Origin of the sequence: Tenuifilum sp. 4138str, assembly GCF_041102575.1 — a bacterium.
GTDB classification, from domain to species: Bacteria; Bacteroidota; Bacteroidia; order Bacteroidales; family Tenuifilaceae; genus Tenuifilum; species Tenuifilum osseticum.
On sequence record NZ_JBGCUE010000003.1, the window covers coordinates 124615 to 150298 of the forward strand.

Sequence of the window (25684 nt, forward strand, 5' to 3'; positions counted from 1 at the left end):
TCTTACCTTACTTGTGTTTTGCTAAAATATGTTATGCTTGCGTTATTTGTTTTGCTTGGTTTTGAAGAGCAGTCAAAAAATAATTAAATTTGGGAATAGCATGTATTTGAGTTAGCCATGGGCCGATTAAAAGTAATTATTCTGTTAATTCTTCTATTTTCAAATGGGCTTTTTGCCCAAAAGGTGAGCCTGGTTTTAAGCGGTGGCGGAGCAAAGGGGTTAGCCCACATTGGGGTTATTAAAGCTCTGGAGGAAAACGGAATTCCAATCGATAACGTTTCGGGTACTTCGATGGGTGCCATAATTGGCGGCCTTTATGCCATGGGTTATTCCCCCGATGAGATGGTTGAAAAGTTTAAAACACGCGACTTTTACAACTGGAGCAAGGGTATAATAGGGGAATCGCTCAAGTACAACATTAACGATTTCTCGTTAACCGATGCCGAAAATCTTAGTGTTGGGCTTATGCTCACATCAAAGGGCATAAAGCCCAAGGTTGCATCGAGTTTCATCCCCACCGTTGGGATGGATATTGCCTTTGATGAACTTTTTGCTCAGGGTACTGCCGTTTCAGGGGGCGATTTCAATAACCTTTTTGTGCCCTTTAGGTGCAACGCCTCCGTTGTGGTTAGTAAAAAAATTGTTTATTTCCGAAATGGCGACTTAGGTAGAAGCATTAGGACTTCAATGACTTTTCCGCTTTACTTTAAGCCTATTTATGTTGATAGTTTACTACTTTTCGATGGGGGAATCTATAACAACTTCATGTGGCCTGAGGCCTTAAAGGAGTTTTCGCCCGATTTCATTATTGGTAGCAAGGTGGCTAACGACTCTAAAAGCCCCTCGGACGACGACCCCTTTGAGCAGCTCGAGGCTATGATTGTAGGTATGACCAACTATGATATTCCCGATTCTATAGGGATTGTTATTGACACCCGATTGTCAAACGTTAGCCTTTTAGATTTTGAAAGGGTTGATGAGATTGTTGGTTTAGGGTACCAATCTGCAATTAACCTAATGGATAGTATTAAGGCTAAGGTTTACCGTAGGGTCCCCCTCGATAGCCTTACCCATGCCCGCAAAAAGTTTCGTGAAAAACTTCCACCATTATACATATCGCAAATAAGCGTTTTGGGGTTGAATCCTAAGCAGCAAAAGTATATCGACAAGGTGTTAATAAACAAGTTCAGCATTATTACCTTTGATAGGTTTAAGGTTAACTACTACCGGTTAATGTCCGATAAAGTGTTTACTCGTCTTCAACCCCAGTTCGTTTACGATAGGAATAGCGGACTTTTTGATGTGAAAATGCAAGCCACGCTTAACCGGTACCCCAGTCTTGGTTTAGGTCTGAGCCTTTCATCAGATATTGGCAATGAGGGCTTTTTTTCCGTTACCCACAACTGGTTAACCAGGACATCGAATACCCTGTACGGCAATATTTATTTCGGAAAATTTCACAGTAGCGCAAGGCTAACAGCCATGAAAACCTTCCCGTCGCGAATACCAATCTCGCTGGTTTCGACCCTTGTAGCCAACCGTTACGATTACCATAGCGGTAATCCGGTTCCTTTTTTTGAGGATGTGAAACCTGCCTATGCCATTCAGGAAGAGACCTTTGCCACTATCGCATTGCGCTTTAGCCATACAAGTGCGCTGAACACATCAATGTTTATAACGAGTGGTGAAAAGCTGGATGAGTATTACCAAACCGAAAACTACTACTCATTCGATATTCCCGATAAAACCCGTTTCCGGTTCTTGAAGGGTGGAATTAGGCTGGAAAAAAATACCCTGAACCATAAGCAGTATGCCAATCGGGGGCGACATCAGCTAGTATCGTTATCGGGGTACTACGGACACCAAATTCATAAACCCGGTACAACTGCCATGCAACTGTCGGAATTTGACGATTATCAATCGTTTATCACTGCATACCTTCACAATGAGAGTTACCATAGGATATTTGGACAGATTTTCTGGCTTGGCCTTTACCTGGACGGTTACTGGTCGTCGCAACGATTTTTCGATAATTACTGGGCAACAATTCTATCAATGAACCAGTTCTCGCCAACCCCGCATTCGCGAATATTGTTTTTAAAGGAGCTTCGTTCAAACAAGTATGTTGCTTTGGGTTTATCGCCGATTGTTGATTTTGGCAGTAATGTGAGTTTCCGATTCGATGCTTTTGTTTATCAGCCTTATAAAGCCATATTGGCCGATAGCAATGGTTTAGCCTACTACGGCGATGCCTTTAAAAGCAGGGAGTATTTGATGTCGGCCTCGGTAATTTATAATTCTCCGGTAGGCCCAGTAACAATATCGGTATCGCATTACCCCAGAAACAAGGGCAAAAATTTCTTTTTTAATTTGTCGTTTGGATACTCGTTGTTTAACCCAAGGGTTTTTGATAACTAACGGTTTGCCTCGAGCAGGTTGCGCATTTTCTGGATTAGCACTTCAATCTGGAAAGGTTTGCTGATGTAATCGTCCATTCCGGCGGCTAAACATTCTTCCCGGTCGCCCATGAGTGCATTAGCAGTTATGGCAATAATAGGGGTGTGCGAGTTTGTGCTTGCCTCAATTTCCCGAATCTTTTTAGCTGCCGTGTAGCCATTCATGATTGGCATTTGAACATCCATCAGTATGATATCGTACTTGCTGGTCCCAAATTTATCCAATGCCTCTTTGCCGTTTACTGCTACATCAATATTTTTAACCAGCTTTTTAAGGCTAAGTAATACAATCTTCTGGTTAATTAGGTTGTCCTCAACCAGCAAAACATTAGCGTTTTCTAAGCTTACATCCGATGTGGGCAACTTCTCAGCCTTGCTAATTTCAGAAGTTACGGGTACGGTTTCATCAACACCTTTCCCCTTGCCCTCAGGTTGTTGGATTTCTTCTTTTAGCGATGTGGGAACTTTAAGTAGCCTGATGTTGAAGTTTATTTGTGATTCCTGCGATGTTAGCTTAACATTTAGTTTGCCCCCATTTTCACGAATAAGCTTGGCTGCAATTTTTAGGTCGAGCATCTCAATAAATACCTGGTTACTCAGTGCGGTTGAGCTATCGGCTAGGGTAGTTGACGATACACCATCGGCATGGTGCAGGAGTAATGGGGTGTTTGTTTTGATTTCAGTATAAATGTCAATTCCATCGCCGGCTTCCTGCATTTTATTGATCTTAATATCAAGTATTACCTTTTGGCTACTTTTGTTTTTAATGATACTCTCCACAATGTTTAGGAAAATCTGCTTTAGCTTAACGGGGTCGCCAAGTAGGTTTTTGGGAAGGCGCTCGTCATACTTAAAGGAAAAACTAACAGTGCCCGATTGGGTTGAAAAGAGGCGGAATGTGTTGTTTACCGTATTTTGAAGGTCGAATGGCACGAGTACATCGGAGTCTTTTGGCATCTCGCTTATGGATAGGTCAATCATACTGTTCAGGGTGCTCATAAGGTTATTTGATGAAGCTTGAATGGTATCAATCATATCCTTGAGCTTCTCTTCCTGAATTTGGTTTGACAGTATGTTTGAAATTATGACAATGTTATTGAGCGGTGTTCTTATGTCGTGCGAAAGCTTGGCAAGATTCTCGGTTCGTTTTTTTATGTCATTTTGAAGTTCAATGCTTTTTCTTTCCAACTCTTGTAATTGTTTAGTTCTGATGAACCAAAGCAGCGATAGAGCGGTTAGGTAAACAATAAATCCAACGCTAATGAAATAACGGTTTTCATAAAAAATATTTTCGTTGGGTAAGCCAATAAAAGGTAGGATAAAAAGAACTATGGTGAGTAATGCTGTAAATACTACAAGTATCACCGATGCTTTATTGAATGTAGTAGAGCTAAAAAACATCAGGGGTAATAACATTGTAACTGCAAGCAGCATAAGGTTGTTTGAACCCAGAAGTATATTAACCAAAATTCCTATAGCAAAAATGTAAGAAATGCCAAGCCCAATACTGCCAAAGCGGTTTGAGCGGTAAAGCATAAAAAGTAAAACCAGAGCTACGAAAAATGTAGAAAAATTAAGGATTGAAACAGGTATAGATGATTTAAGCGATGCAATGGCTAGGATTATGAAAATGAGCAGTGAAGGAATAGCAATAAGGTTAAGCTGTATAATCTTATCGGCAAAATCTTTCGATTTGTTTGTTTCAACACCAAACGATAAAACCTCTATGAGTTTATTGGCTATTTTCATCTGAAATGATTTTTCAATTAAATCAACAATCCAAATATAGCAATATTTTGAATTAATAGGCTAATATAATTCAGTTCAAGTTTTCACAAAAATTCGAAAAGCCAAACTTTGAGAGATTGGTAGCGGTGTTAAAAGAACACCTTGTGGATTACGTTTAAAATGGCAAGGCCTCCTAGGGTGAAAATTACAGCACCCGAAATTTTATTGATCCACCAGAGTTGCTTTAGCCTAAAGTGCCTGCGAAAGTAGTTTACGGTAGATGTAAGTATATACCACCAGAGAGCACCGCCAAGGAAAACTCCAGCGAGCGCTATTAGGTTCACCCATATACTTTGGTCGTGGCTAATTACTCCCGCTGTGGCAAAAAGGGCTATAAAAAAGAAAACGGCGAGAGGATTGGAGCCAGTTAGTAGAAGAACCGACATAAAGTCTTCAAGCAAATTGCTCTTTTTGCGTTTGTTCCGTTTAAGCTGCGAAATTGGATTTGTAGCGAAAATCTTTAAACCAAGTAAAACTACAATAACTCCGCCAATCAGTTCGATAATTGTTTGTCGTTCTTCCAGAAAGCTGATTATGAACGAAAGGCTAAACCCTGCAATGGCAGCAAAAAGGGTATCGGCAGTGGCTGCGCCTAAACCAGAAAGGAAACCGCTAATTTTACCCTTGTTGATAGTTCGTTGTACGCAGATAACCCCAATGGGCCCAAGCGGTATGCTTGCAGCCAATCCTATAATCATTCCTTTGATTAGCAGGGTTAAAAGCATGGTAGTTCCGTTCATAGATGCGGTGCAAATATACCAATAATTAGCAAATAACTGACCGTTATGTTTTGGGAATTGAGAAATAGTGTTAAACTAAAGCGTATTTTTTACTAAAAGCCTTGGCTCAAGCATTTCGAGCATGGCATACTTGACTCCCTCGCGCCCAAAGCCTGAGTTTTTAATTCCACCGTATGGCATATGGTCTACCCTAAAGGTTGGGACATCGTTAATAATTACGCCGCCAACACGTAACTCATTGAATGCAAAATTCATTTCATCGAGCTGATTGGTGAAAATGCCTGCCTGCAACCCATATTCCGATTGGTTTATGAGGTTTACTGCTTCGTGAAAATTGGTGTAGGGTTCAAGTGTAACAACAGGGCCAAAAACCTCCTGGGCGCAAACCTTCATGCTGCTGGTGGTGTTGGTAAGAACTGTGGGCGGGAAAAATGAGCCCTGGCGTTTACCCCCGAGCAATAGTCTAGCGCCAGCCTCAACCGCTTCGTTCACCCATTCCTCTACTCTAATTGCATTTTCCTCGTCAATCATTGATGAAATGTCGGTGTCGGTGTCCAACGGGTTCCCATTCTTTAGTTTTACAGCGCCTTGTATGAACTTTTCGGAAAAGGCTGTGAAAACCGATTGATGTACATATATACGCTGGGTGTGAATGCATACCTGACCAGCATAGGCAAAGGCTCCGCTCAGGCACTTGGTAACGGCCTGTTCAAGGTTGGCAGATGGAGTTACTATTACACCTGCGTTGCCACCAAGTTCAAGCACCACGCGCTTATGACCAGCCTGGCTTTTCATTTTCCAACCAACCTGTGGCGAACCGGTAAAGGATAGTAAGGCAAACCTAGGATCGGTTACCAGCTTGTTACCAACCTCGCGGTTAGTGGGTAGTATAGATAGCGCACCCTTGGGAAGCGAAGTGGAACTCACTACCTCTGCAAGTTTTAGTGACGATAGGGGAGTTGAACGGGCTGGCTTTAAAATAATTGGACAACCAGCCGCAATAGCGGGTGCTATTTTATGAACGCTAAGGTTCAGGGGGAAATTGAATGGTGCTATACCTGCAATTAGCCCAATAGGAAAGTACTTTACCAGTCCCTCTTTGCCTTTCCCTTGCGGTGTCCAATCGATACGTATGAGCTCTGCAGGCGGCCTTTTGGCTTCTTCGGCTGCAATAATAAATGTTTGTATAGCCCTGTCAATTTCACCATAGGCAAGTTTAATGGGTTTACAAGCCTCCAAGGCTAGTGTTTTAGCAAAATCATCGCGCTTTCCCTTTATCCCATGAGCAATTTGCATTAAAATCTCGTATTTTTCATAGGCAGCCAACTCAGCCATTGGGCGCTCCGCTTGCTGTGCAAGCAGTATTGCCTGTTCAAGTTCTTTCTCTCCTGCAAGATGAACCTTGGCAATGGGAGAATTGTCCCAAGGACAATGAACTTGGTAAGTCTCATTTGTGGAAATGAATTCACCCCCAATGTATGGGAATATTTCGGGTAAAGCCATAGCTAGCAAGTTTTAAATTTCACCCAAAAATAGCTTTAAATGGATTAGTTCGAACGGCAAATCGTTTATCTTTACACATGGTTTTTAAAACAACATCCACCATGCAGCTAAAAAATCTGTTTAAATCCAATTTATTTCTGATGTTTCTTTCGGGGTTGCTTTTAGCGCTCCCATGGTATGAGGGTTTACCCAGCTACACCATTTTTTTTGCGTTTGTTCCCCTCTTTGTGTCATACTATAGGCTGGTTGAGCAAAAAGCTGGTTTTTGGAAAATATTTAGGTATGTATACCTCTCTTTTTTCACCTGGAATATTTTAGCTACATGGTGGATATATAATGCTACTGCAATTGGAGCCGTGTTGGCTGTTTTCATTACTGCTATGCTAATGACCACTGTTTTCAGTATTTACCATTTCATTCATATAAATACGAGTAAAACCATTGGTGCTTTTGCGTTTATAACTCTTTGGATTGCCTGGGAGCAGTTTTTTCATAATTCCGAAATAACCTGGCCATGGCTAACCCTTGGCAATAGCTTAGGTAATCATCCTATGGTAATCCAGTGGTACGAGTACACAGGTGTGTTGGGCGGTTCCCTTTGGATTTTAGTGGTTAACTTTTTTATTCTTTCACAGATAACCGCTTATCGCGACAGAATTTATGGTCGCATTGCATGGTTCTTTTCCGATGTTCTGCTCTTTTTTACAATCCCCTTTGCTCTGTCGCTTTACATCTACTTTAACCACGAGGAGAAGGGCGAAAAAGTGAATGTGCTCATTGTTCAACCCAACATTGATCCCTACAACGAAAAGTTTAGCGGGTTAACTAATGAGCAGCAAATGGATATCATGCTTAATCTTGCTGAAGAGAACATTGACAGTACCATTCGCTATGTGGTATGCCCTGAAACGGCCATCGACGACCGTATTTGGGAGCATCAGCTGGCGGATAACGAGAGTGTAAAAAGGCTGAAAGCCTTTGTTGATAGGCATCCCAGGGTGATGTGGATAACCGGTTTGGTATCTCTCAAACTATATGAGCCGAACGAGCCATTATCGCATACTGCACGAAAGCTGCCTTACGATGAAAGATACTACTACGATAGGTATAACTCAGCCATTCAGGTCGACACTTTGTTCAATTTGCCCATTTATCACAAATCGAAGTTAGTGGTTGGGGTTGAGATGATGCCCTACCCGCAATACCTTAAGTTTCTTGAGAAACTTTCAATCGATTTAGGTGGGATTACCGGGAGTTTAGGCACCCAGCCCTATAGAGGTGTTTTCCGTTCAACCGATGGCAAGTGTGGCGTAGGGCCGATAATCTGCTACGAATCGGTTTTTGGGGAGTATGTGGCAGGTTATGTGCAAAATGGGGCAAACCTACTCTTTGTGATTACAAACGATGGTTGGTGGGGCGATACACCGGGCTACAGGCAACACTTATCGTTCTCTCGCATTCGCGCAATTGAGATGCGCCGTTCAATAGCCCGTTCAGCCAATACCGGTATATCGGCCATCATAAACCAGCGCGGCGAGGTTGTTGATTCCCTTGGCTGGTGGAAGCGGGGAGTAATAAAGGGTTCCGTATATGCCAATAATGATTCAACCTACTATTCCCGTCATGGCGATTATATAGGAAATATATCAGCGTTTATGGCTTTGCTCTCGTTTGCCTACGGTATTTCAAGGTTCCTGATGCGAAGGAAGGAACAGGAGTTGTAATAAAGGGCAAACTATATTACTTAGGCCAAAGGGGGAAATATTCCCGAGGTACAAAATGGCTAAAATTTGTGACAGCCCATCAAGCCTGGGCTATTGTGTATTAATCATAACCTTGCCTACTTCCTGAATTTCCTGATGAATTCCTCAACCTCTGGTACGCCACCTTGGTAAATGAGGTAGCCGTTATAGGGTTCACGTGGGGTAATTTCATCGTTAATGGGGGTAAGCATCAGGCGTTTCACTTCCTCGGGGTCATCGGTTTGGCCAAGCACCCAACCCAATTTGATGTAGGCAGTTTCGGGGAGCATGTTCTCGGCGGGGATGATTCCCTTGGCCATCAGGTCGCGACCGGTGTCGTACACGTACATGTGGGCATACCCCCAAAGGGTTTGAACGGTCATGAACATGTGAACACCCTTCTTTTTAGCCCGCTCAATGGCGGGGTATAGAGGTTTGTTAACGTGGCCAAGTCCTGTCCCGGCAATTATTATACCCCTATATCCATTATCGACCAATGAGTCGATAATATCGGGTTTCATATTTGGGTAGTAGTACACTATCGATACTTTTTCTTCAAAGTAGGGAAGTATTTTGGCTTTTCTGTCCTTACGGCGGTGGTTGTAGGTGTCCTTAATGGGTTTAACGCCATCCTTTAGGCTAACGGTTGCCAGCGGCGTATCGCCAATGGTACGGAAGGTGCTGCGGTACGAGGAGTGCATTTTACGTACCCTTGTGCCCCTGTGAAGGAATCCGTACTCGTCGGAGGTGGGGCCAAACATACATACCATTACCTCGGCAATATCGGAATGGCCTGCTGTGTATGCAGCATGCATCAGGTTAAGCGCTGCATCGCTGCTGGGGCGGTCGCTACTTCGCTGGGAGCCAACCAGTACAATGGGGATTGGTGAGTTTTGAACCATAAAGGTGAGTGCCGCTGCAGTATGGCTAAGGGTGTCGGTGCCATGACCAATTATTATTCCATCAATCCCGTTTTCAATCTCTTTGCCAATGGCTATTGCAAGTGCCTTGTACTGCTCTGGGCCCATGTTCTCACTAAATACTGCAAATAACTTCTCTGTTGATAGGTTGCAAATATCGGCTAGTTCGGGTACAGCGCCGTATAGTTCGCCAGGCGAGAATGCTGGTATTACAGCTCCAGTTCGGTAATCGAGTCGCGATGCAATAGTACCTCCGGTTCCCAGCAGCTTAACCTTGGGAAGGTTAGGGGTGTATGGAAACTCCTTTTCTGGAATTTTATAGGTGGCCTTGTAGTACCCCACCTCTTTCATGGCTTTAATTGTAAAAATGTCGATGCCGATATTGTAACCCGTTGCTATCTTTAGCACAATGTGAGTGTCATCGTCGTTTTCGGCACGGGGTAAAACAGTACCCTGAAACTCACCTCGGGTAGTTTCAATGATGGCTTTTCCCCAAACCCTAACGTTGAACTTTTTTAGAACTTCAAGCGCACGGCCTTTATATCCCTGAAAAATATCTTCCATAATCTTTTGGTTATTCATTGAGTTTTTAGCTAATTCGTTGCTTTATCCTTGAGTGCAATACGGCAGGGTCAACATTCCCCAGTGCTTGCTTATGCAGCTGTCCCATTACCCAATTTATAGCATTCTCCGGCTTATCCTTTTTGGCAATCTTTATCTCCTTGAATTTTTCAATGAGGTAATCTACAGGAGCAAGCAGTTCTTCCTCGGTCTTTCGCTTGAAGTTGATACTGGTTAGTACCGAGTTGAAATCCATGTTGGGGTACTGGTAAACAACCGGAAGCATAAGCTTAGCTATGGAGTGATGCAGCTTGTTCTCTTTAATGAAACGGAATAGTTCTACAATTCGGGAGTAGTTAAAATCCTTATGTTTAGGGTATTTCCCTTCAATTCGTTTCAGCTTATGCCCAAGCAGTGAACCTACATAGCGCGAAGGGAATCCCAACCCAACAATTTCCTCGATAACCGGAACCAGGTTTCGCCTTAACAGGAAGGGATGGGCATCCTCAGGAATTTGCATTTGGGCAAGCTGTTGGAAACGGCGCCAGATGTCGACAGGTAATCGCTCACGCAATTTTTCAATATAGGCCTCGTCCAGAGGAATGGGGGCTGAGTCGGTATCGGGGTACATGCGGTCGGCACCGGGTAGAACGCGTTCAAAAATGGTTGTTCCATCGGTAAGCGGGCGGCGGGTTTCGCGTGGAACCCCCTCAAAGGCCATGCGGCATCGCTCCTCAATGGTTTCAATAGCTGTTGGGATATCGTTGGCGGGGCCCCAAATAAGTACAATTGCGTCGTCGGGTGAGGCTTTGAGCAGCGATGCTAAACGTGTAGTGTCGCTTTCAGAAAGCGGAATTTCCAAATCCTCATTACTGGTGATGTTGGGTCGTTCAATGCAGGCTATAACCTTGAGCCTATCAGCTAGTTCATTGGTGAAGCACTTTCCTGGCTGGGTGAAATGCGAGAGTATGCCATGGAATGCCGGAAGGGCAATTGCTACAACCTTGTAACCCATATCGGCAAACCTATTTGCAACCGCATGCTCAATTCCTTGTGAGTAGGGGTCGATTTCAATATGGCGCATTACCCACTTTTCGGGCGATGGCAAGCGCTCCAAAAGCAGTTTTCTGATGTGGAGTAGCGCCCACTGTCTGAAACACTCATTATGCGAAAGCATTGGTAGCCACTTGTTATGCGAAACTCCCTTGATTTCCACACGTGTTCCACCCTCGCAGCTTACGTTTGTGTCCTGTCGTGCAGCACCAATACCAGTACGAACCTTGCCGGTACTACGGTTCAGAAACCGAATATAGTCAGCAGCCTCGCGGAGCTCATCGGGAGTAAGGCACTGAGGATGCGTAACGGTTTCAATTAGCGGCATGCCCAACCTGTCGGTTTTGTATATGCGACGATGCCCAACATCTGAGATTTCACGACAGGCATCTTCCTCAATACTGAGCTGGATTAGTCCAACCTTTTTATTCTTTAGCTGAATCTGACCCTCAACACCCAGAATGGCGGTTCGTTGGAATCCGGTTGGGATGGAGCCGTCCAGGTATTGCTTACGGGTAATGTGAACCTCGCCCACAATGTTGAACTTGCAAAGCAATGATATTTCAAGAGCTATTTCCAGCGCCTCTCGGTTTATGGGAAAAGGAGGCGTGTCGTCAATTTCATAAGTGCAGGTGGTTTTGTTGTTTATGCGGTAAACAATCTCCTTTCGGGTTTTAAACTCCATAAGGGCAGTACCGTCGTATTCGCCCATTTCGCTGAGGGTTGGTCGCATATGGCGAATAATTTCCGCATGGTAGTCATTATCGTCGTGGTAAATGCCTGCCGGACAGCGGCAGAATAGTTTTTGCTTGGTTTTGAGTTGCTGATGAACTTCAAGCCCCGATTTGAATCCAATGCGTTCATAATCCTTAGGGGTGGCCTCGGCTCGGGTTACATAGCCAATAGCCTTCATGGTTTCCCGGTAGTTCTTTTGTGGGTCGAAATGCTTACCGGGCGTTTGTTTTTTGGCCATTTTGGTTTAGGTGTGGGTTGGTTAACAGCCTTCTAAGTTAAAAAACTGCTAGGAATTTCCAAATGATTTATCAGTGCAATGTGATTGCTAGAAAAATTGCGTATAATTATTAAGTAACAGAAAATTAACTTTTTAGTGGTTTTTTGTTGATGATTTATCGGAATTTTAAATTGAAATGATTGCTAGTGGCATAGTGTTTGATGCTAGTTAAATGTTTTTCTCTGGTTTTGCAATTATTTTGAAACCATTCAAAATGTAATCTAAAACCAAACCAAAATCCAATCTAAAAAAATCAACCGCCCCAAAAGGGGCGGTTTTTTTATGCTAAAAGCAAATAAAGTGCAGGCTTAAAAAGGTGTGGCAATGAAGTTTACCCTAATGAATTTCGATGGGACAGCAGCGGTCTAGAAACGAAAAAGCTCAGGCATAGCCTGAGCCAAATCACTTAGAAAGATTGAAACACTACTTTACAGTTGCTTCCATTAAAGTTTTAATGGCCTTTTCGAGTTGCTGGTCGCGTCCCTTAGGTGCAACTGATGGTTCATTCATTATCACGTAATCGGGAATTGCTTCAACATTTTCCATCCAAACACCATACATATCTTTGGCACTGACCGGTACCATACCCCAGCGGATTTGATTATCCTGAAGTGTTTCCCAACCAGCAAAGCTACATGTGCCAGGAACAGGCATTCCTATAAGTTTCCCAATGCCCAATTGCTTGTAGCCACAGGCAAAGCAACTACCATCGCTGTAGTTTGCTTCGTTTACAAGTGCTACAGTTGGTTTTGTCCACCGGAAAGTTGGCTCGGAGCCAAGTTCGCGAACGTGGTTATGGTATGTGATAAACTTAGTGCCGGTAAAAAACATAGCCAAATCCGAAACCAGGTCGCCACCACCATTGAAACGGGTATCAACCACTACGCCTGACCTGTCGTAATACTTTCCCATCATTTCGCCATAAATATTGCGGTATGGGCCATCGCTCATCCCGGGAATATGGACGTAACCCAATATGCCCTTGCTCAACTTTTCTACCTCATCGGCGTTACGCTTAACCCAACGGCGGTATAGCAATCGGGACTCCTGGGATAGGTTTGTAGGTTTCACTGTAACCTGTCTTTCCTTTCCATTGCTTAGTTCTGTAAGGGTGAGTAGAATATACCTATCGGCTTTTCGATTCAGGTAGTATGCCCAATCCTTATCGGTTCCAATGGTATTCCCGTCAATTGCAGTAATAATGAAGGGTGTAGAGAGGTTTAGTTCCTTACGGTCAAGTGGCCCCCCAAGCAGAATCTCATCAACCCTAATGCCTTGCCCCTGATAGGTTACATCGGGTATAATACCAAGCGAAGCGGTTTGGTCACCATTGGGGTTGTTGAGGTAGAAGCGTGCACCTGAATGCGATACGTTAAGTTCGCCAAGCAGTTCGCTGAGCAGCTCTGCAAACTCAAAACCGTTTCCTATATGGGGGAGGAATTTCCGGTAGTGCTCTGCCATGAAATTCCAGTCAATGCCATGGTATGTGGTAGTGTAAAACCCTTTTCGGGTTCTGATAACCACATGTTCATACATGGCTTGCCTTTCGGCATCGGTGTTAACTGTAAGCTCTGCTGCTATTTTTAATGCTTCCCGTTTACCCTTGTCTACATCAACCCTATAGATTTTGCCATCGGCAAGCATGAACATGTTTTTTTCGTCCTTATCCCAGTAAAGCTTAGCATAATCAACATCCATCTCAACAAGGATTTTTGCCTCTTTCTCACGGATGTTCATCGACCAAAGGTTGTAACCCTTATCGTAGCGGGCAAGGTAGTAAAGGTTTTCGCCATCCTTGCTCAGTAGGGCATCGGCAATATCGGCTGAGGATGTGGTCAGGCGTGCTGAACGATACTCAAAGCCTTCCCAGTCGAACTTCAATGAGCTGTCAACCTTTTCATTATCTTTTTTATCCTTATCCTTTTTACCCTTTTTATCGTCAACCTTTTGTTGCTTAGCTTCTTTCTGTTTATCCTCAATTGCTTTCAGCAAGTTGTACTCGTCCTTACTAAGCCTGAATTTATCCCATGAGTCGCGGGTAAGGAAAAGTGTGTAAACATCGCTTTGACGCTCACCGCTATTGGCGTAACTTCTAAGCCCATCGCGAGTTGAAAGCCAAAGAACCTGCTTGCCACCATTTGACCAGCGAGGGGTAAAATCGTCGTAACCATTTTGTGTAAGATTCCTGAAAGGTTCAGAACCATCGGCGGGTATGACAATTATCTCGTTGTTGGACATGGTTGGTGAGTATTCAACCAGGAGCCAGTGGCTATCGGGGCTCCAGCAAAAGCGTTGGTCGCCATCGCTCATGTAGTATAGTTCCTTTGATGTGAGTAATGTTTTTGCTGATTTGCTTTCCAAATCTAAAACCTTAAGGGTTGTTCTATCCTCAATGTATGCCAACTTTTTGCCGTCGGGTGAGGGGAGGGGCTGGTAGTTGTCGTGTTCGTTACTAATCAGCAATTCCTCATTAATTAGGGTTGATGCAAAAAAGAAGGGTTCCTCCGGGCGAACACGCGAAGCTTTAAATATTTGCCAGCGGCCCTCCCGCTCACTTGCATATACCAGGCTTTTACCATCGGGAGTAAAGGCTACAAAGCCTTCCTGTTCAGGGGTTTGGGTTATTCGTTTTGTAAAAGCCCCCTCTACCGAGGTTACAAATACATCGCCTCGTGCAATGAAAGCAACCTCTTTGCCATCGGGCGACACGGAAAGTTCGCGTATGTTTCCGCTAAGTGTTACTGTTTGCTCAGGGTTCTGCTGGAAGTCGCGATTTATCTTTATTTCTACTTTATTGCTAATTCCATTATTACCCATAGTGTATATGGAACCATCGTAGCCAAAGCAAAGTGTTCCGTTTTGGCTGACGCTTAAAAAACGAACCGGATGGGTGGTAAAGTTGGTAACCTGCTTAACCTCCGATGAGTTGGATAGTGAAAGTTTGAATACATTAAAATTACTATCCTCACGGATGAAGTAAATTACTGAATCGCCAGGAGCAAAAACCGGATTACGATCCTCACCCTTATAGCTTGTGATCTGTTTGTATTCCTGGGTTTGGGTGTTGTATATCCAGATATCGCGTGCAATAGAAGAAAGGTGATGCTTGCGAAACTCATTCTCGCCGCCTTTCTTATCGTGAAAGGCTAAAAGCTTCCCATCGCCTGAGACCGATACCCATTCTGCGGGAACGGGTAGAACCTGATTTACCAAGCCCCCGTTGACCGGAACGGAATAAAGTTCAGGTTGCGATGCGGTTGGGTATAGGCGGCTGGAGGCCATGTCGTATCGTGCGGCACCGAATAGCACATGCTTGTCGTCGGCTGTAAAGGCGTAGGGTAACTCATCGGCTGAATGGTAGGTTAAACGTTTGGGTTCCCCACCCCTGGATGGTACAATAAACACATCCATATTCCCATACCTATTCGAGGCAAAGGCAATGTAATCGCCGTTGTGACTCCATACCGGTAGGTAATCGTGTGCCGGGTTAGCTGTCAATGCTACTGCCTCGCCTCCGCTGGCAGAAACCGTGTAAATATCACCCTTGTAAACAAATGCAATGGTTTTTCCATTAGGCGAAATGGCTGGGTAACGATACCATTCTACTTGGTCTTGGGAACTGCTTGATATTGATATGCTCGCAAGAGTTAAGGCGAAAAGTATTTTAGTGAATTTCATTTTGGTATGTTTTAAAAAGTTCGTTTAGTCATACTCTAAATTAAACCGCTTATCCAGTTAATGGTTTAAAATGTTTAGTTTTATTTAAAAATTGATAATTTTGAAGATAAAATTATGAAATAATGTTTTCGCTCAGTAATACTGAACTTGTTTTTGAAGGAAGAAGCAATGCCTCGCTCCGCTACGAATCCTTTATTCTTTTCATTCTTTCCAAAAAAATGCTGGCAAAGTCCTTAATTCTATTCTCAATTTTTGCCAAAAGGTTAAAAATTTTTAGGGATTTTCCGGGTAAACTTTTAGTAAAACAATTTTTTAGCCACAATTCCATAGATGAGCTAAAAGGAATTTCTACCGAAAATTTTCACAATAGAATTCTATCCTGCATTTTGCCAGTTTCAAGCGGAAATGGTTCAGCGGTCAATTTGTTATCGGATTTAGCCAACGATAAATATGATATTCCGGGGTTGGAATTCCTTTTTCTTAATGTTGACGATTACATAGAACCCCGCATTCTTAGCCTGGTATCAAACGATGGATTTTTGAATCAGGTCGATAAGAAAGCTTTTCAATCATTTACTGATTATGTTGATACGCTATGCGAAATTGCAAGTAGAAATAACAAATCGATAATCCTATATACAGCCAATTTTGCAGGTTTTTCAGCAATTCATGCAATAGCCATTGACTTAATGCAACGGTATAACACCCAAAAAGTAACGGTATTTTTACTTTTCCATTTGTGCCATCTTAACTCACAAAACAGAATAGTTGACCTTGTAAGAAGGGGCTCAAGCCAAGGTTTTACCCCTGGTATTGCAATTGCCAAGTATTTAACCACAGAGTATGTGAATAAAAAGTTTGTCGATAATAGCCACAACGACTCTAGCTGTCATGGTTTTAATCAGACCAAGCGAGTGTTTTATGAGGTAACTAAATTTCTGCTAAATAACATCGATCATGTTTCAGCATTACTGATTAGCCACAACCCCGATAATATACTTTACCTTACATCGCTTATGGAGGGATGTGGTGTAGGGTATAGCAATAAGAATGTTACCTTTTTGCAACGTTACGGAATGGCAAAATCCTTAACATTAAACCTTGCCAACAGGGGATATAATGTTGCAACAATTATACCCCACGGTAACTTAACTGATACATTACGATGGATGCATAGACTTTATGGCTTCGACCCGTCGTTGCCAAATATTCTTACCGAGCAGCGTTTTGCCATTCTAAGAGAGCTCAATAGGCGCAAATTTGAAAATTGATACATTATGAAGTTCGATAACCAGGATACTGTATATGGAATCCACTCCCTGAAACTTGTTTTAGCGGTAGTGGTGGTAATTGTTATTGTATTAATGTATTTAACATCAATTCCCGATTACATTGAGAGTAGTATTGGAATTAGCCAGGGATGGGTGATAGCCATTGTTGTAATACTTTACCTTATGTTTTTTGGGTATTTTATTTGGATGGATGCTGCATTTGTCTCATATAACGATGAGGGCAACAAGCTGGTTATTCGAACTTTCAAGCTACGTCCTTGGGGTGGTAAAAAGATATCGATGGAAATACCACACTCTGAATTCTACAAGTATGAGATTACCCACAAATGGCCCAAAAAACAGCTGCACATTTATGTAAAAAAGGGGAATAAGATCATGAAATACCCTCCCGTGTCAGTTGTGTCGTTAACAGCAGAGCAATACCAAAAAATGGAGAGTTCCCTTAACCAACTATCGAAAGCATAATGCATGGGCGAAAGCGAGTTGCAATATCGCATAGCAATTGAGCTTATCCCAAAGGTAGGGAGTATAACCGCTAAGCGTTTAATTGCCTACTGTGGAAGTGCCGAGGCGGTTTTTCGTCAGTCCAAAAAAGCACTGCTCAAAATACCTGGCGTTGGCGAAACCATTGCAGCTGAAGTGGTCAATCAGAATGTGTTACACCTTGCCGAAAAAGAGATTGAGTTTATTGAGAGGTATAAAATTAAAGCCCTATACTTTACTGACCCTGAATATCCCGAACGGCTGCGCCAGTGTGAGGACGGCCCAGTAATGCTTTACGTGAAAACTCATTCCAGCATAAACTTTAATTCTGATAAGATAATCAGCATAGTGGGAACCCGAAAGGCAACGGCCTATGGAAAGCAGGTTTGCGAAGCCATTGTAAATGGACTTGCCGCCAAGGGTCATAGCCCAATAATCGTTAGCGGATTAGCTTACGGGATTGATATCGTAGCACACAAAAGCGCATTGAAAAATAACCTGCAAACAGTTGCAGTGCTGGGACATGGACTGGATGCCATCTATCCTGTGGCTCACAGGACAGTAGCCAAGGATATGCTAGAGCAGGGGGCGCTGATAACCGATTTTATTTCGGGAACGCCATTTGACCCCAATAACTTTCTGAGGCGAAATAGGATTATTGCCGGCATATCCGATGCAACCATTGTGGTTGAAAGCGCCCTGGAGGGTGGTGCACTTGTAACAGCCGATATTGCAAACTCATACAACCGCGATGTATTTGCCGTGCCCGGCAATGTAACATCAACATACTCCACGGGTTGTAACATGTTAATAAAACAGAACAAAGCAGCACTGGTGGAGTCGGCCGACGATATTGAGTTCCTGCTGGGTTGGAGCTCAACCAGTAAAACCCAAACCGTTAAGCAGTACACAATAAACTTTGACCATTTTACCAACGAGGAGAAAAAAATTATTAACTTTCTGAAGGAAAAAGGGGAAGAAACCGTTGACCTGATTGCCCTTGGAACAGGACTTCCGGTTTCAACCGTTTTGTCCTCGCTTCTTAATTTGGAGTTTTCGGGAGTAGTAAGCAGCAAACCAGGCAAAGTATTCGCCGTAAAAAACTAATGCAATGAGCAAACAACGAAAACCAAACAGGTTTATAATGCTGTATAAAAAGGCTCAGCATTTCCTGCTTCACGGTATATGGAGCATGAACCTTGATGAGCTTCCGCCTAAACTGAAATGGCCTTTTAAGTATTTACGGGTGCTCTTGCTTGCGCTCAAGGGTTTCTTTGAGGATAAGGTAATTGTTAAGGCTTCGGCTTTAACTTACTACACACTAATGTCCATTGTTCCAATTTTTGCAATGGCATTTGGAATTGCAAAGGGGTTTGGGTTTGAACGATACCTTGAGCAGCAGCTAACTACCCAGTTTAAGGGACAGGAAGAGGTGATTAATAAGGTTATTGTGTTTGCAAACTCTCTACTAGCACGAACCGGGGGCGGCTTAATTGCTGGAATTGGTGTTGTACTCCTTTTTTGGTCAGTTATCAACGTGCTATCCAGCATTGAGCATGCCTTTAACGATATCTGGCAGGTAGAAAAACCTCGCAGCTGGGTACGCAAATTTACCGATTACCTTTCCATTATGCTCATTTCGCCTGTTTTACTTATTGCTTCCGGGAGTATTCATATTTACCTTGCTACCACAGTGAAAAGTATTGCTGAAACGCATGAGCTTGTGAGTTACATCAGCCCATTCCTGATTGATATGCTCCAGTTTTTGCCATACCTGTTAATTTGGATACTTTTCAGTTTTATTTTTATTTCTATTCCTAACACAAAGGTTTCCTACAAATCCGGTATTATTGCAGGAGTTATAGCTGGTTCGGGTTTTGTAATTCTCCAGTGGTTGTATATCACCCTTCAAATTGGGGTTTCCCGATATAACGCAATTTACGGGAGTTTTGCAGCTCTACCCTTATTCCTTTTCTGGGTTCAAATTAGCTGGCAAATCGTGTTATTTGGTGCTGAAATATCTTTTGCATACCAAAATGTCGATATGTATGAATTTGAAAGGGAAACAACCCATATAAGCCATAAAAATCGGAAATTGTTAGCCTTGCTGGTGCTAAGTACCATTGTTAAACGATTTATGAATGGAGAGAAACCGGCTACAAACCTTGAACTATCTGTAAATCTAAAAATACCCCAACGACTCATGCGCAACCTACTCGATTTGATGGTTAACTGTGAACTGCTAAACGAGGTGGTAATTAACGAGAGTAAAGATATTGGCTATCAGCCGGCACGACATGTAGAACACCTAACAATTGCATTTGTTGAGGAAAAACTCGATAGCTATGGGTTTGAGATTGAACCCGATATCCCAGAGTTGAAGCAGGTAAAACAGGTTTGCACAAGTTTTACCGAGCGTTACCGCGAATTGACCGCTAGCACTTTGATAGGTAGCATTTAGTCTACCAGTGTTGCCAGTGGATGTTTTCTACTTTAAACTTTTCCTTGGGTTGATGCTCCCCTTTAGGAAAACCAATTGGTATCACGTTGAGTGGTAAAACGTTATCGGGGAGTCCTAAAACCTCCTTTACAATTGTAACCCTATCGGGGCGGGGGTAAACGCCTGTCCATACAGCCCCCAAACCCATTGCCTCAGCGGCAAGCAGTATATTTTGCGTAGCAGCAGAGCAGTCCTGAACCCAGTATCCTTCAGGGCTATCGCCTGCTTTGGAAAGGTCGCCGCAAACAGCTATTGCGGCAGGTGCCTCAAAGAGCATTTTGGCGTATGGTAAACGCTTAGCAAGAGTATCCAGGGTGGGCCGGTTAGTAACTATAACAAATGCCCATGGCTGAAGGTTTCTTGCGGAGGGTGCAGCCATACCCGCACGGACAAGTTCTTCTAGTAGTTCATTGCTTACTTCCTGGCCAGTGAAGCTGCGCACGCTTTTGCGGTTAAAGATTGTTTTTAGGCAATTGGTCATATGCATGTTGTTATGTTGTCAAAAATATCAAAAAACATAAAAAGATTGAATAACGAGTTACGGTTTAATCTACTTTTGCAATCATTTAATAAAAACATGAAAGATAGGAAAATGGAAAGGGTTTTTAAGCCAAAACTATTCTCGGTAATAGGTAAGGACTATTTTAAAACACAGTTTACAAAGGATCTTTTTTCCGGAATAATAGTTGGTATTGTGGCATTACCTTTAGCTATAGCTTTTGCTGTAGCATCGGGAGTTTCGCCCGATAAGGGACTTGTAACTGCTGTGGTTGCTGGCTTTATCATATCGTTTCTTGGAGGCAGCCGCGTTCAAATTGGTGGACCAACCGGTGCATTCATAGTTATTGTTTACGGCATTATTGAACAGTACGGCGTAGATGGATTAATTATTGCTACAGTACTTGCCGGATTAATTCTAATTGGGTTTGGATTGCTCCGCCTGGGTACACTGCTAAAGTTCATACCATATCCATTAGTAGTTGGGTTTACCAGTGGTATTGCATTAGTCATTTTTTCTACGCAAATAAAGGATGCATTAGGGCTTAATATCGATAAAGTGCCTTCGGCTTTCATTGCTAAGTGGAGCGTATATTTTAGTTCGCTCGATACCATTAACCCGGCAGCAGTAATTATCACTTTGGCTACCATTCTAATCTCGGTTTACTTTAAACGGATAACCACTAAAATACCCGGTTCGTTTGTGGCTATTATTCTGGTAACTGTTGTTGTGGCAGTTTTAAAAATACCTGTTACTACCATTGAGAGTTTTTTTGGCGAAATTCCTAGCAACTTCTCAGTTTCAGTTCCACATATTGATCAAATTGGCTTTTACATTGCTCCGGCGCTCACCATTGCGCTTTTAGGCGGTATTGAATCGTTACTTTCTGCGGTGGTTGCCGATGGTATGATTGGGGGAAATCATCGTTCCAACACTGAGCTCATTGCTCAGGGTATAGCCAATGTGGTTACACCGTTTTTTGGTGGAATACCTGCAACTGGGGCAATTGCACGAACTGCCACAAATGTAAAGAATGGAGGGCGAACACCCGTAGCCGGTATGATTCATGCCCTCACCCTTCTTCTGATAATGCTTTTCTTTGGCAAATGGGCAAAGCTTATTCCCATGTCGTGCCTTGCAGGTATACTGATAGTTGTTTCCTATAACATGAGCGAATGGCGCAACTTTGTATCTATCTTAAAAGCGCCTTTCTTTGACCGTGCAATCCTGCTTACCACATTCCTGCTCACAGTTCTTGTTGATCTTACCGTTGCTATTGAGGTTGGCGTTGTAATGGCTTCGTTCCTGTTCATGAAGCGTATGTCCGATGCTGCCCAGAAGGTTGAATTTGAAGTTGATTCCGATTTGGTAGAGCAATATCCCGATATTCCAAAAGAAATATCAATATATGAGATCAGTGGCCCATTCTTCTTTGCATCGGCAAAGGAGTATAGCGCTGTAATAAAACAGTTAGGGTTAAGATCTAAGGTGATGATTATCAGGATGCGTCATGTGCCCTTTATTGATTCAACTGGCTTAAACAACCTTAAGGATACCATTAAAACTCTTCAAAACTTTAACGTTAAGGTGGTTCTTTCTGGTGTAAGGAAGGAGGTTTATGCCGATCTGGAGCGATGCGGAGTGGATAAGCTCATTGGGAAGGAGAATATTCTACCATCGTTCGATCTTGCTCTAGACCGGGCAAAAGGTTTGATTGGTTAAGGTGTGGATACCGCCCGTTTACTTTACTGTAAACTATTTTGGGGTGTGTTTGCCAGCCATTTGGCCGCAGGCCGCCCCAACCTCGTTTCCCCTTGATTGACGTATAGTCCAAAGCGCTCCATGCTGGTTTAACCAGCGAGTAAAGTTTTCCAGCTCCACAGGGGTTGGTTTCCTGAATTCGCTAGCAGCAGAGTGCTCGTTCCAGGGAATTATATTGATATGGTTATTCAGCCCTTTCAGCAGTTCACACACAGCTTTGGCGTGCTGCTCACTCAGGTTAATTCCTCCAAGAGCAACATACTCAAACGAGAGCCGTAAAGGCTTTGGTATAGGGTGTTTGAGTAGCATGTTAATCACTCGACCAATCGGATTTTTTATTTCCGATGGCATCAGCATTGCCCTTTCATCGGGAAAGGGCGAATGAAGGCTAATGGCCAGATTGCATGGCGGGTTCATCAAGAAACTCTCTAAACCCTCAAGGATACCTACGGTTGAGAGCGTAATATTTGACCTTCCAAAGGCAACCCCCCAAGCCGATGTTAAAATCTCCAGCGCTTGGCTAACCTCAGCCCAGTTATCGAAAGGCTCACCCATGCCCATGATAACCAATCGGTTTACACTTTTGCTTTCGGGGATTGCTAACAGCTGTCCTACAATACTGCCGGCATCCAAATTACCTTTGAAACCTATACTCCCGGTCATACAGAACCTACATCCCATGCGACACCCAGCCTGAGTTGACACGCAAAGCGTTTTACGCTTGCCATTGTCCATGTAAATCGATTCGTAGTGCTGCCCTTGTGCATTGGTAAACAGGTATTTTACTGAACCATCGGTTCCAGGAAATCGCTCATAGCCGATGTGACCATGTACCTCACCAAATTCATCTTTTAGCGTTTTTAGTATATGCTTGGGAATATCATTTATATCAGCATAATTCTGAATTCGCTTACGATAAATCCATCCAGTGAGTTTAATTCCATAGTGGGTAGGGAATCCCAATTCCGATAACCATGCTTCAACCTGCTTTAGGTCTTTACCAACTAACGTTTCCCCTTTCTGCATTTCGGAATTAGTTTAAACTGCAAATTTAGCTTTTGTTATAATTTTTATTTGAATAAGTGTGGTTTCAGCTTCAAACGGTTGAAATATAGAATATAGGCAATTTATTATCAAACCATACTTGAAATCAAAATTACTTTGATTTTAAATTCTTTGTAACTTCGCGGAGCAATGAGAAATCTTCTAAAAATAGTATTCCCTGTTGCGGCAATTTTTTTATTGCTGCTTGCTTACGGGTGCAATCGGAGGGTGGCGCCCAAAAGCGCTAAGGTTGATAAAACCCGAAAACTAAAGTGCAGGTGTGGTAAAACCAAATTTCCCAAAAGCCATTTCCAGGTTACTATGACCAGTTTTGATAACAGGTGATGCTAGTTAATTTAACAATGATTGGAATACATAAACCATAGACAAAGATGAGTAAACTACAGGTTAAACTTAACAACATTTACCAGTTTGTTGATGCTAGCGATGTGCTTTCGCTTAAGAACAAGGTAAACGATTGCCAAAAGCTTATTGAAGGGAAGACTGGAAAAGGGAGCGATTTTCTGGGCTGGGTAACCTTACCTGCCGAAATCACTGACGATCAGCTGAAAAGCATTGAAAAGGTTGCCAATGAGCTCCGTTCCAAGAGCGAGTTTGTGGTAGTGGTAGGTATAGGTGGCTCTTACCTTGGAGCAAAGGCTGTGATTGAGGCCTTGGGAAATAGCTTCTCCATGCTCGACAACGGTGGCACTAAGGTGCTTTTTGCCGGCAACAGCATTTGTGAGGATTACCATGCCGAGCTTTTAAAGTTACTCGATAAGCACACCTATTCAATAGTAGTTATTTCAAAATCAGGAACTACCACAGAGCCTGCCATAGCATTCCGCCTGTTAAAACAGCACCTTGAGGGGAAGGTGGGGAAAACCGAGGCAGCATCGCGTATAGTTGCAATAACCGATCAATCTAAGGGTGCTCTGCGCAAGTTAGCCGATACCGAAGGCTATCGCACTTTTGTAATTCCCGATGATGTAGGCGGACGTTACTCAGTATTAACCCCTGTAGGGCTTTTGCCCATAGCCATTGCTGGTTTCGATATCAGACAACTGGTTGAAGGCGCACGCCAGGCAATGACCGACACTTCGGTTGGCGTCCCTTTTGAGCAAAACCCTGCCTGCCAGTACGCAGCAGCCCGCAACGTACTTTACGCCAAGGGCAAAAAGGTTGAGATAATGGTGAACTATACACCCAAGCTACACTATATAACGGAGTGGTGGAAGCAGCTTTACGGCGAAAGCGAAGGCAAGGAGAATAAGGGTATTTTCCCCGCCGGCGTCGATTTTACCACTGACCTTCACTCCATGGGGCAGTATATCCAGGAGGGGGAGCGCTTTATTTTTGAAACCGTAGTCTCGGTTGAAAAGCCATCGCACACACTCAACATTCCAAACGACCCCGAAAATCTTGACCAACTTAATTTCCTTACAGGCAAGCGTCTTTCGGAAGTTAATCATATGGCCGAATTGGGCACCATTGTTGCCCACAACGATGGGGGTGTACCATGCATCCAGATTAGCATTCCTGAGCTTAGTGCATTCTGGATTGGTTACCTGCTTTACTTTTTTGAGCGCGCTTGCGCCATTAGCGGTTATTTACTGGATGTAAACCCATTCGACCAACCGGGAGTGGAGGCTTACAAGAAGAATATGTTTGCCCTGTTAGGTAAACCCGGTTTTGAGGATGAGGGAAAAGCCTTACGGAAACGTTTAGGGATTTAGCTACCAAGTAATTTCTGCAAATAAAAAAAAGAGGTGCCCTAAAAAGCACCTCTTCCTTTTATTGATTTGAAAAGATTAGAAAGCAAAACCAATTGAGAATCCAATACGAATACGGAAACCCTCAAATTTTTCCACATCAAAATTTTCACCCGTAGCACCTTCTTCGGTTTCGATACTTCCTTTGCTGTAATGGCCACCAAAGAAAAGATCCATTGTAAAACCAGAGTTAGTAATCCACTGACGACCAATGGCTAAACCACCACCGTAATTTGCATAGGTTCCTTATCGTTGGTTTCAGTATTTTCAAGTTTGAAATTCTGATACCTGAAGTAGGGAGCAAGGTAGAAACCATCAATGGCATTGCTTTTTGGATAAAAGCGTACCTCAGGGGTTAGGATAAGACCAGAGAATTTTGAATCCTCAATTTTGTAGCTAAGGTAGCCAACACCCATTTGTCCGGAAAGATTATCGGAGAGCTTGCGTTCATAGAAAAGCGAACCAGTTCCTACAAGTAAACTTAAAGTGTTTACATTAACAACATTGGGCCCTCCGAAACGGCAGGTTTTTCCTGTGCAAACATGGGTAATGCTAGCATTACCAGGGTTGCAAATGTAATTAGTTTTTTGGCTTAATAGACATTTTTCAGGCTGGCATAGTGTTTAACTCCAATAAATATCGAACTTTGGAGAATTTGAAAGCCTTGAATGGAAGATTTGCTTTTTTTGCTAAGTGTCAAGCTGAAAAAAAACTATTAAATGAGTTTTCGAAGGCATCTGCTCTTGGAATTGTCAATAAATAAAGGCTGACGAGTGTCAGCCTTTATGACCATTCCAGTCGGTCAGGATATTCCTGACAGGTTGCTCTCCAGCAGAGCCTGTTTCTGCTTACCTGACATACAAATCTATTAATACTATTT

18 protein-coding genes and 1 pseudogene are annotated in these 25684 nt (G+C 43.1%); 8 read left to right on the forward strand and 11 right to left on the reverse strand.

From position 1 onward, the window contains the following. Positions 1-117 precede the first annotated feature (117 nt). Positions 118-2418, forward strand: a complete 2301-nt coding sequence (locus AB6811_RS04170; RefSeq protein ID WP_369489178.1) for a patatin-like phospholipase family protein — start codon at positions 118-120, stop codon at positions 2416-2418. On the opposite strand, the gene AB6811_RS04175 is transcribed toward AB6811_RS04170, so the two are convergent. The 3 genes from AB6811_RS04175 to AB6811_RS04185 all read right to left on the reverse strand — a co-directional run bounded on the left by AB6811_RS04175 (position 2415) and on the right by AB6811_RS04185 (position 6487). Beyond that, a complete protein-coding gene (locus AB6811_RS04175; protein ID WP_369489179.1) occupies positions 2415-4205 on the reverse strand; it encodes a response regulator in 1791 nt (596 codons plus the stop codon). The two genes, AB6811_RS04170 and AB6811_RS04175, sit on opposite strands and share 4 nt — an antisense overlap. 128 nt (positions 4206-4333) lie before the next feature. Further along, complete coding sequence (locus tag AB6811_RS04180; RefSeq protein WP_369489180.1) at positions 4334-4984, reverse strand: LysE family translocator; 651 nt, start codon at positions 4982-4984, stop codon at positions 4334-4336. Between the two features lie 75 nt (positions 4985-5059). Beyond that, positions 5060-6487, reverse strand: a complete 1428-nt coding sequence (locus AB6811_RS04185) for an aldehyde dehydrogenase family protein (protein ID WP_369489181.1) — start codon at positions 6485-6487, stop codon at positions 5060-5062. Between the two features lie 101 nt (positions 6488-6588). Between AB6811_RS04185 and lnt the strand changes: the two genes are divergently transcribed. Continuing rightward, positions 6589-8211, forward strand: coding sequence for an apolipoprotein N-acyltransferase (lnt, locus tag AB6811_RS04190; RefSeq protein ID WP_369489182.1), 1623 nt, complete (start codon positions 6589-6591; stop codon positions 8209-8211). Between the two features lie 116 nt (positions 8212-8327). On the opposite strand, the gene gatD is transcribed toward lnt, so the two are convergent. The 4 genes and pseudogenes from gatD to AB6811_RS13810 form a co-directional block, all read right to left on the reverse strand. Then, positions 8328-9713 carry a Glu-tRNA(Gln) amidotransferase subunit GatD gene (gene gatD, locus AB6811_RS04195; RefSeq protein WP_369489183.1) on the reverse strand — a complete coding sequence of 462 codons (1386 nt, stop codon included), beginning with the start codon at positions 9711-9713 and terminating at the stop codon, positions 8328-8330. Between the two features lie 25 nt (positions 9714-9738). Further along, positions 9739-11736, reverse strand: a complete 1998-nt coding sequence (gene gatE, locus AB6811_RS04200; protein WP_369489184.1) for a Glu-tRNA(Gln) amidotransferase subunit GatE — start codon at positions 11734-11736, stop codon at positions 9739-9741. Positions 11737-12198: 462 nt separating this feature from the next. After that, positions 12199-13311 (reverse strand): S41 family peptidase, encoded by a 1113-nt coding sequence (locus tag AB6811_RS13785; RefSeq protein ID WP_439655711.1) that lies wholly within the window; start codon positions 13309-13311, stop codon positions 12199-12201. A gap of 1287 nt (positions 13312-14598) precedes the next feature. Then, positions 14599-15453 (reverse strand): annotated as a pseudogene (locus AB6811_RS13810) (S41 family peptidase); the annotation flags it as partial. Positions 15454-15575: 122 nt separating this feature from the next. On the opposite strand from AB6811_RS13810, the gene AB6811_RS04210 reads away from it, so the two are divergent. The 4 genes from AB6811_RS04210 to AB6811_RS04225 are packed head-to-tail and all read left to right on the forward strand — an operon-like array spanning position 15576 to position 19689. Then, positions 15576-16724, forward strand: coding sequence for a proline dehydrogenase family protein (locus AB6811_RS04210; RefSeq protein ID WP_369489186.1), 1149 nt, complete (start codon positions 15576-15578; stop codon positions 16722-16724). Between the two features lie 6 nt (positions 16725-16730). Beyond that, positions 16731-17210, forward strand: a complete 480-nt coding sequence (locus tag AB6811_RS04215) for a hypothetical protein (RefSeq protein WP_369489187.1) — start codon at positions 16731-16733, stop codon at positions 17208-17210. A gap of 3 nt (positions 17211-17213) precedes the next feature. Next, the gene (gene dprA / locus AB6811_RS04220) at positions 17214-18335 is read left to right on the forward strand and encodes a DNA-processing protein DprA (RefSeq protein WP_369489188.1); all 1122 of its coding nucleotides are present in this window, start codon (positions 17214-17216) and stop codon (positions 18333-18335) included. 4 nt (positions 18336-18339) lie between these two features. Beyond that, positions 18340-19689 carry a YihY/virulence factor BrkB family protein gene (locus AB6811_RS04225; RefSeq protein WP_369489189.1) on the forward strand — a complete coding sequence of 450 codons (1350 nt, stop codon included), beginning with the start codon at positions 18340-18342 and terminating at the stop codon, positions 19687-19689. Position 19690: 1 nt separating this feature from the next. On the opposite strand, the gene AB6811_RS04230 is transcribed toward AB6811_RS04225, so the two are convergent. Then, positions 19691-20209 carry a nitroreductase family protein gene (locus tag AB6811_RS04230; protein WP_369489190.1) on the reverse strand — a complete coding sequence of 173 codons (519 nt, stop codon included), beginning with the start codon at positions 20207-20209 and terminating at the stop codon, positions 19691-19693. 96 nt (positions 20210-20305) lie between these two features. Between AB6811_RS04230 and AB6811_RS04235 the strand changes: the two genes are divergently transcribed. Further along, on the forward strand, positions 20306-21949 hold the full coding sequence (locus AB6811_RS04235) for a SulP family inorganic anion transporter (RefSeq protein ID WP_439655708.1): 1644 nt from the start codon (positions 20306-20308) through the stop codon (positions 21947-21949). Between the two features lie 33 nt (positions 21950-21982). Here the strand turns inward: AB6811_RS04235 and rlmN are convergent, their stop codons facing one another. Beyond that, positions 21983-23014, reverse strand: coding sequence for a 23S rRNA (adenine(2503)-C(2))-methyltransferase RlmN (rlmN, locus tag AB6811_RS04240; RefSeq protein WP_369489191.1), 1032 nt, complete (start codon positions 23012-23014; stop codon positions 21983-21985). Positions 23015-23424: 410 nt separating this feature from the next. On the opposite strand from rlmN, the gene AB6811_RS04245 reads away from it, so the two are divergent. After that, positions 23425-24768: a glucose-6-phosphate isomerase gene (locus tag AB6811_RS04245; protein WP_369489192.1), complete on the forward strand. Its 1344-nt coding sequence runs from the start codon at positions 23425-23427 to the stop codon at positions 24766-24768. A 75-nt stretch (positions 24769-24843) separates the two neighbouring features. Here AB6811_RS04245 and AB6811_RS04250 read toward each other — a convergent pair whose 3' ends face one another. After that, entirely contained in the window at positions 24844-24981 is a 138-nt protein-coding gene (locus AB6811_RS04250) for a hypothetical protein (protein WP_369489193.1), read from the reverse strand. Positions 24982-25019: 38 nt separating this feature from the next. Then, a complete protein-coding gene (locus AB6811_RS04255; RefSeq protein ID WP_369489362.1) occupies positions 25020-25379 on the reverse strand; it encodes a DUF3575 domain-containing protein in 360 nt (119 codons plus the stop codon). Positions 25380-25684 lie beyond the last annotated feature (305 nt).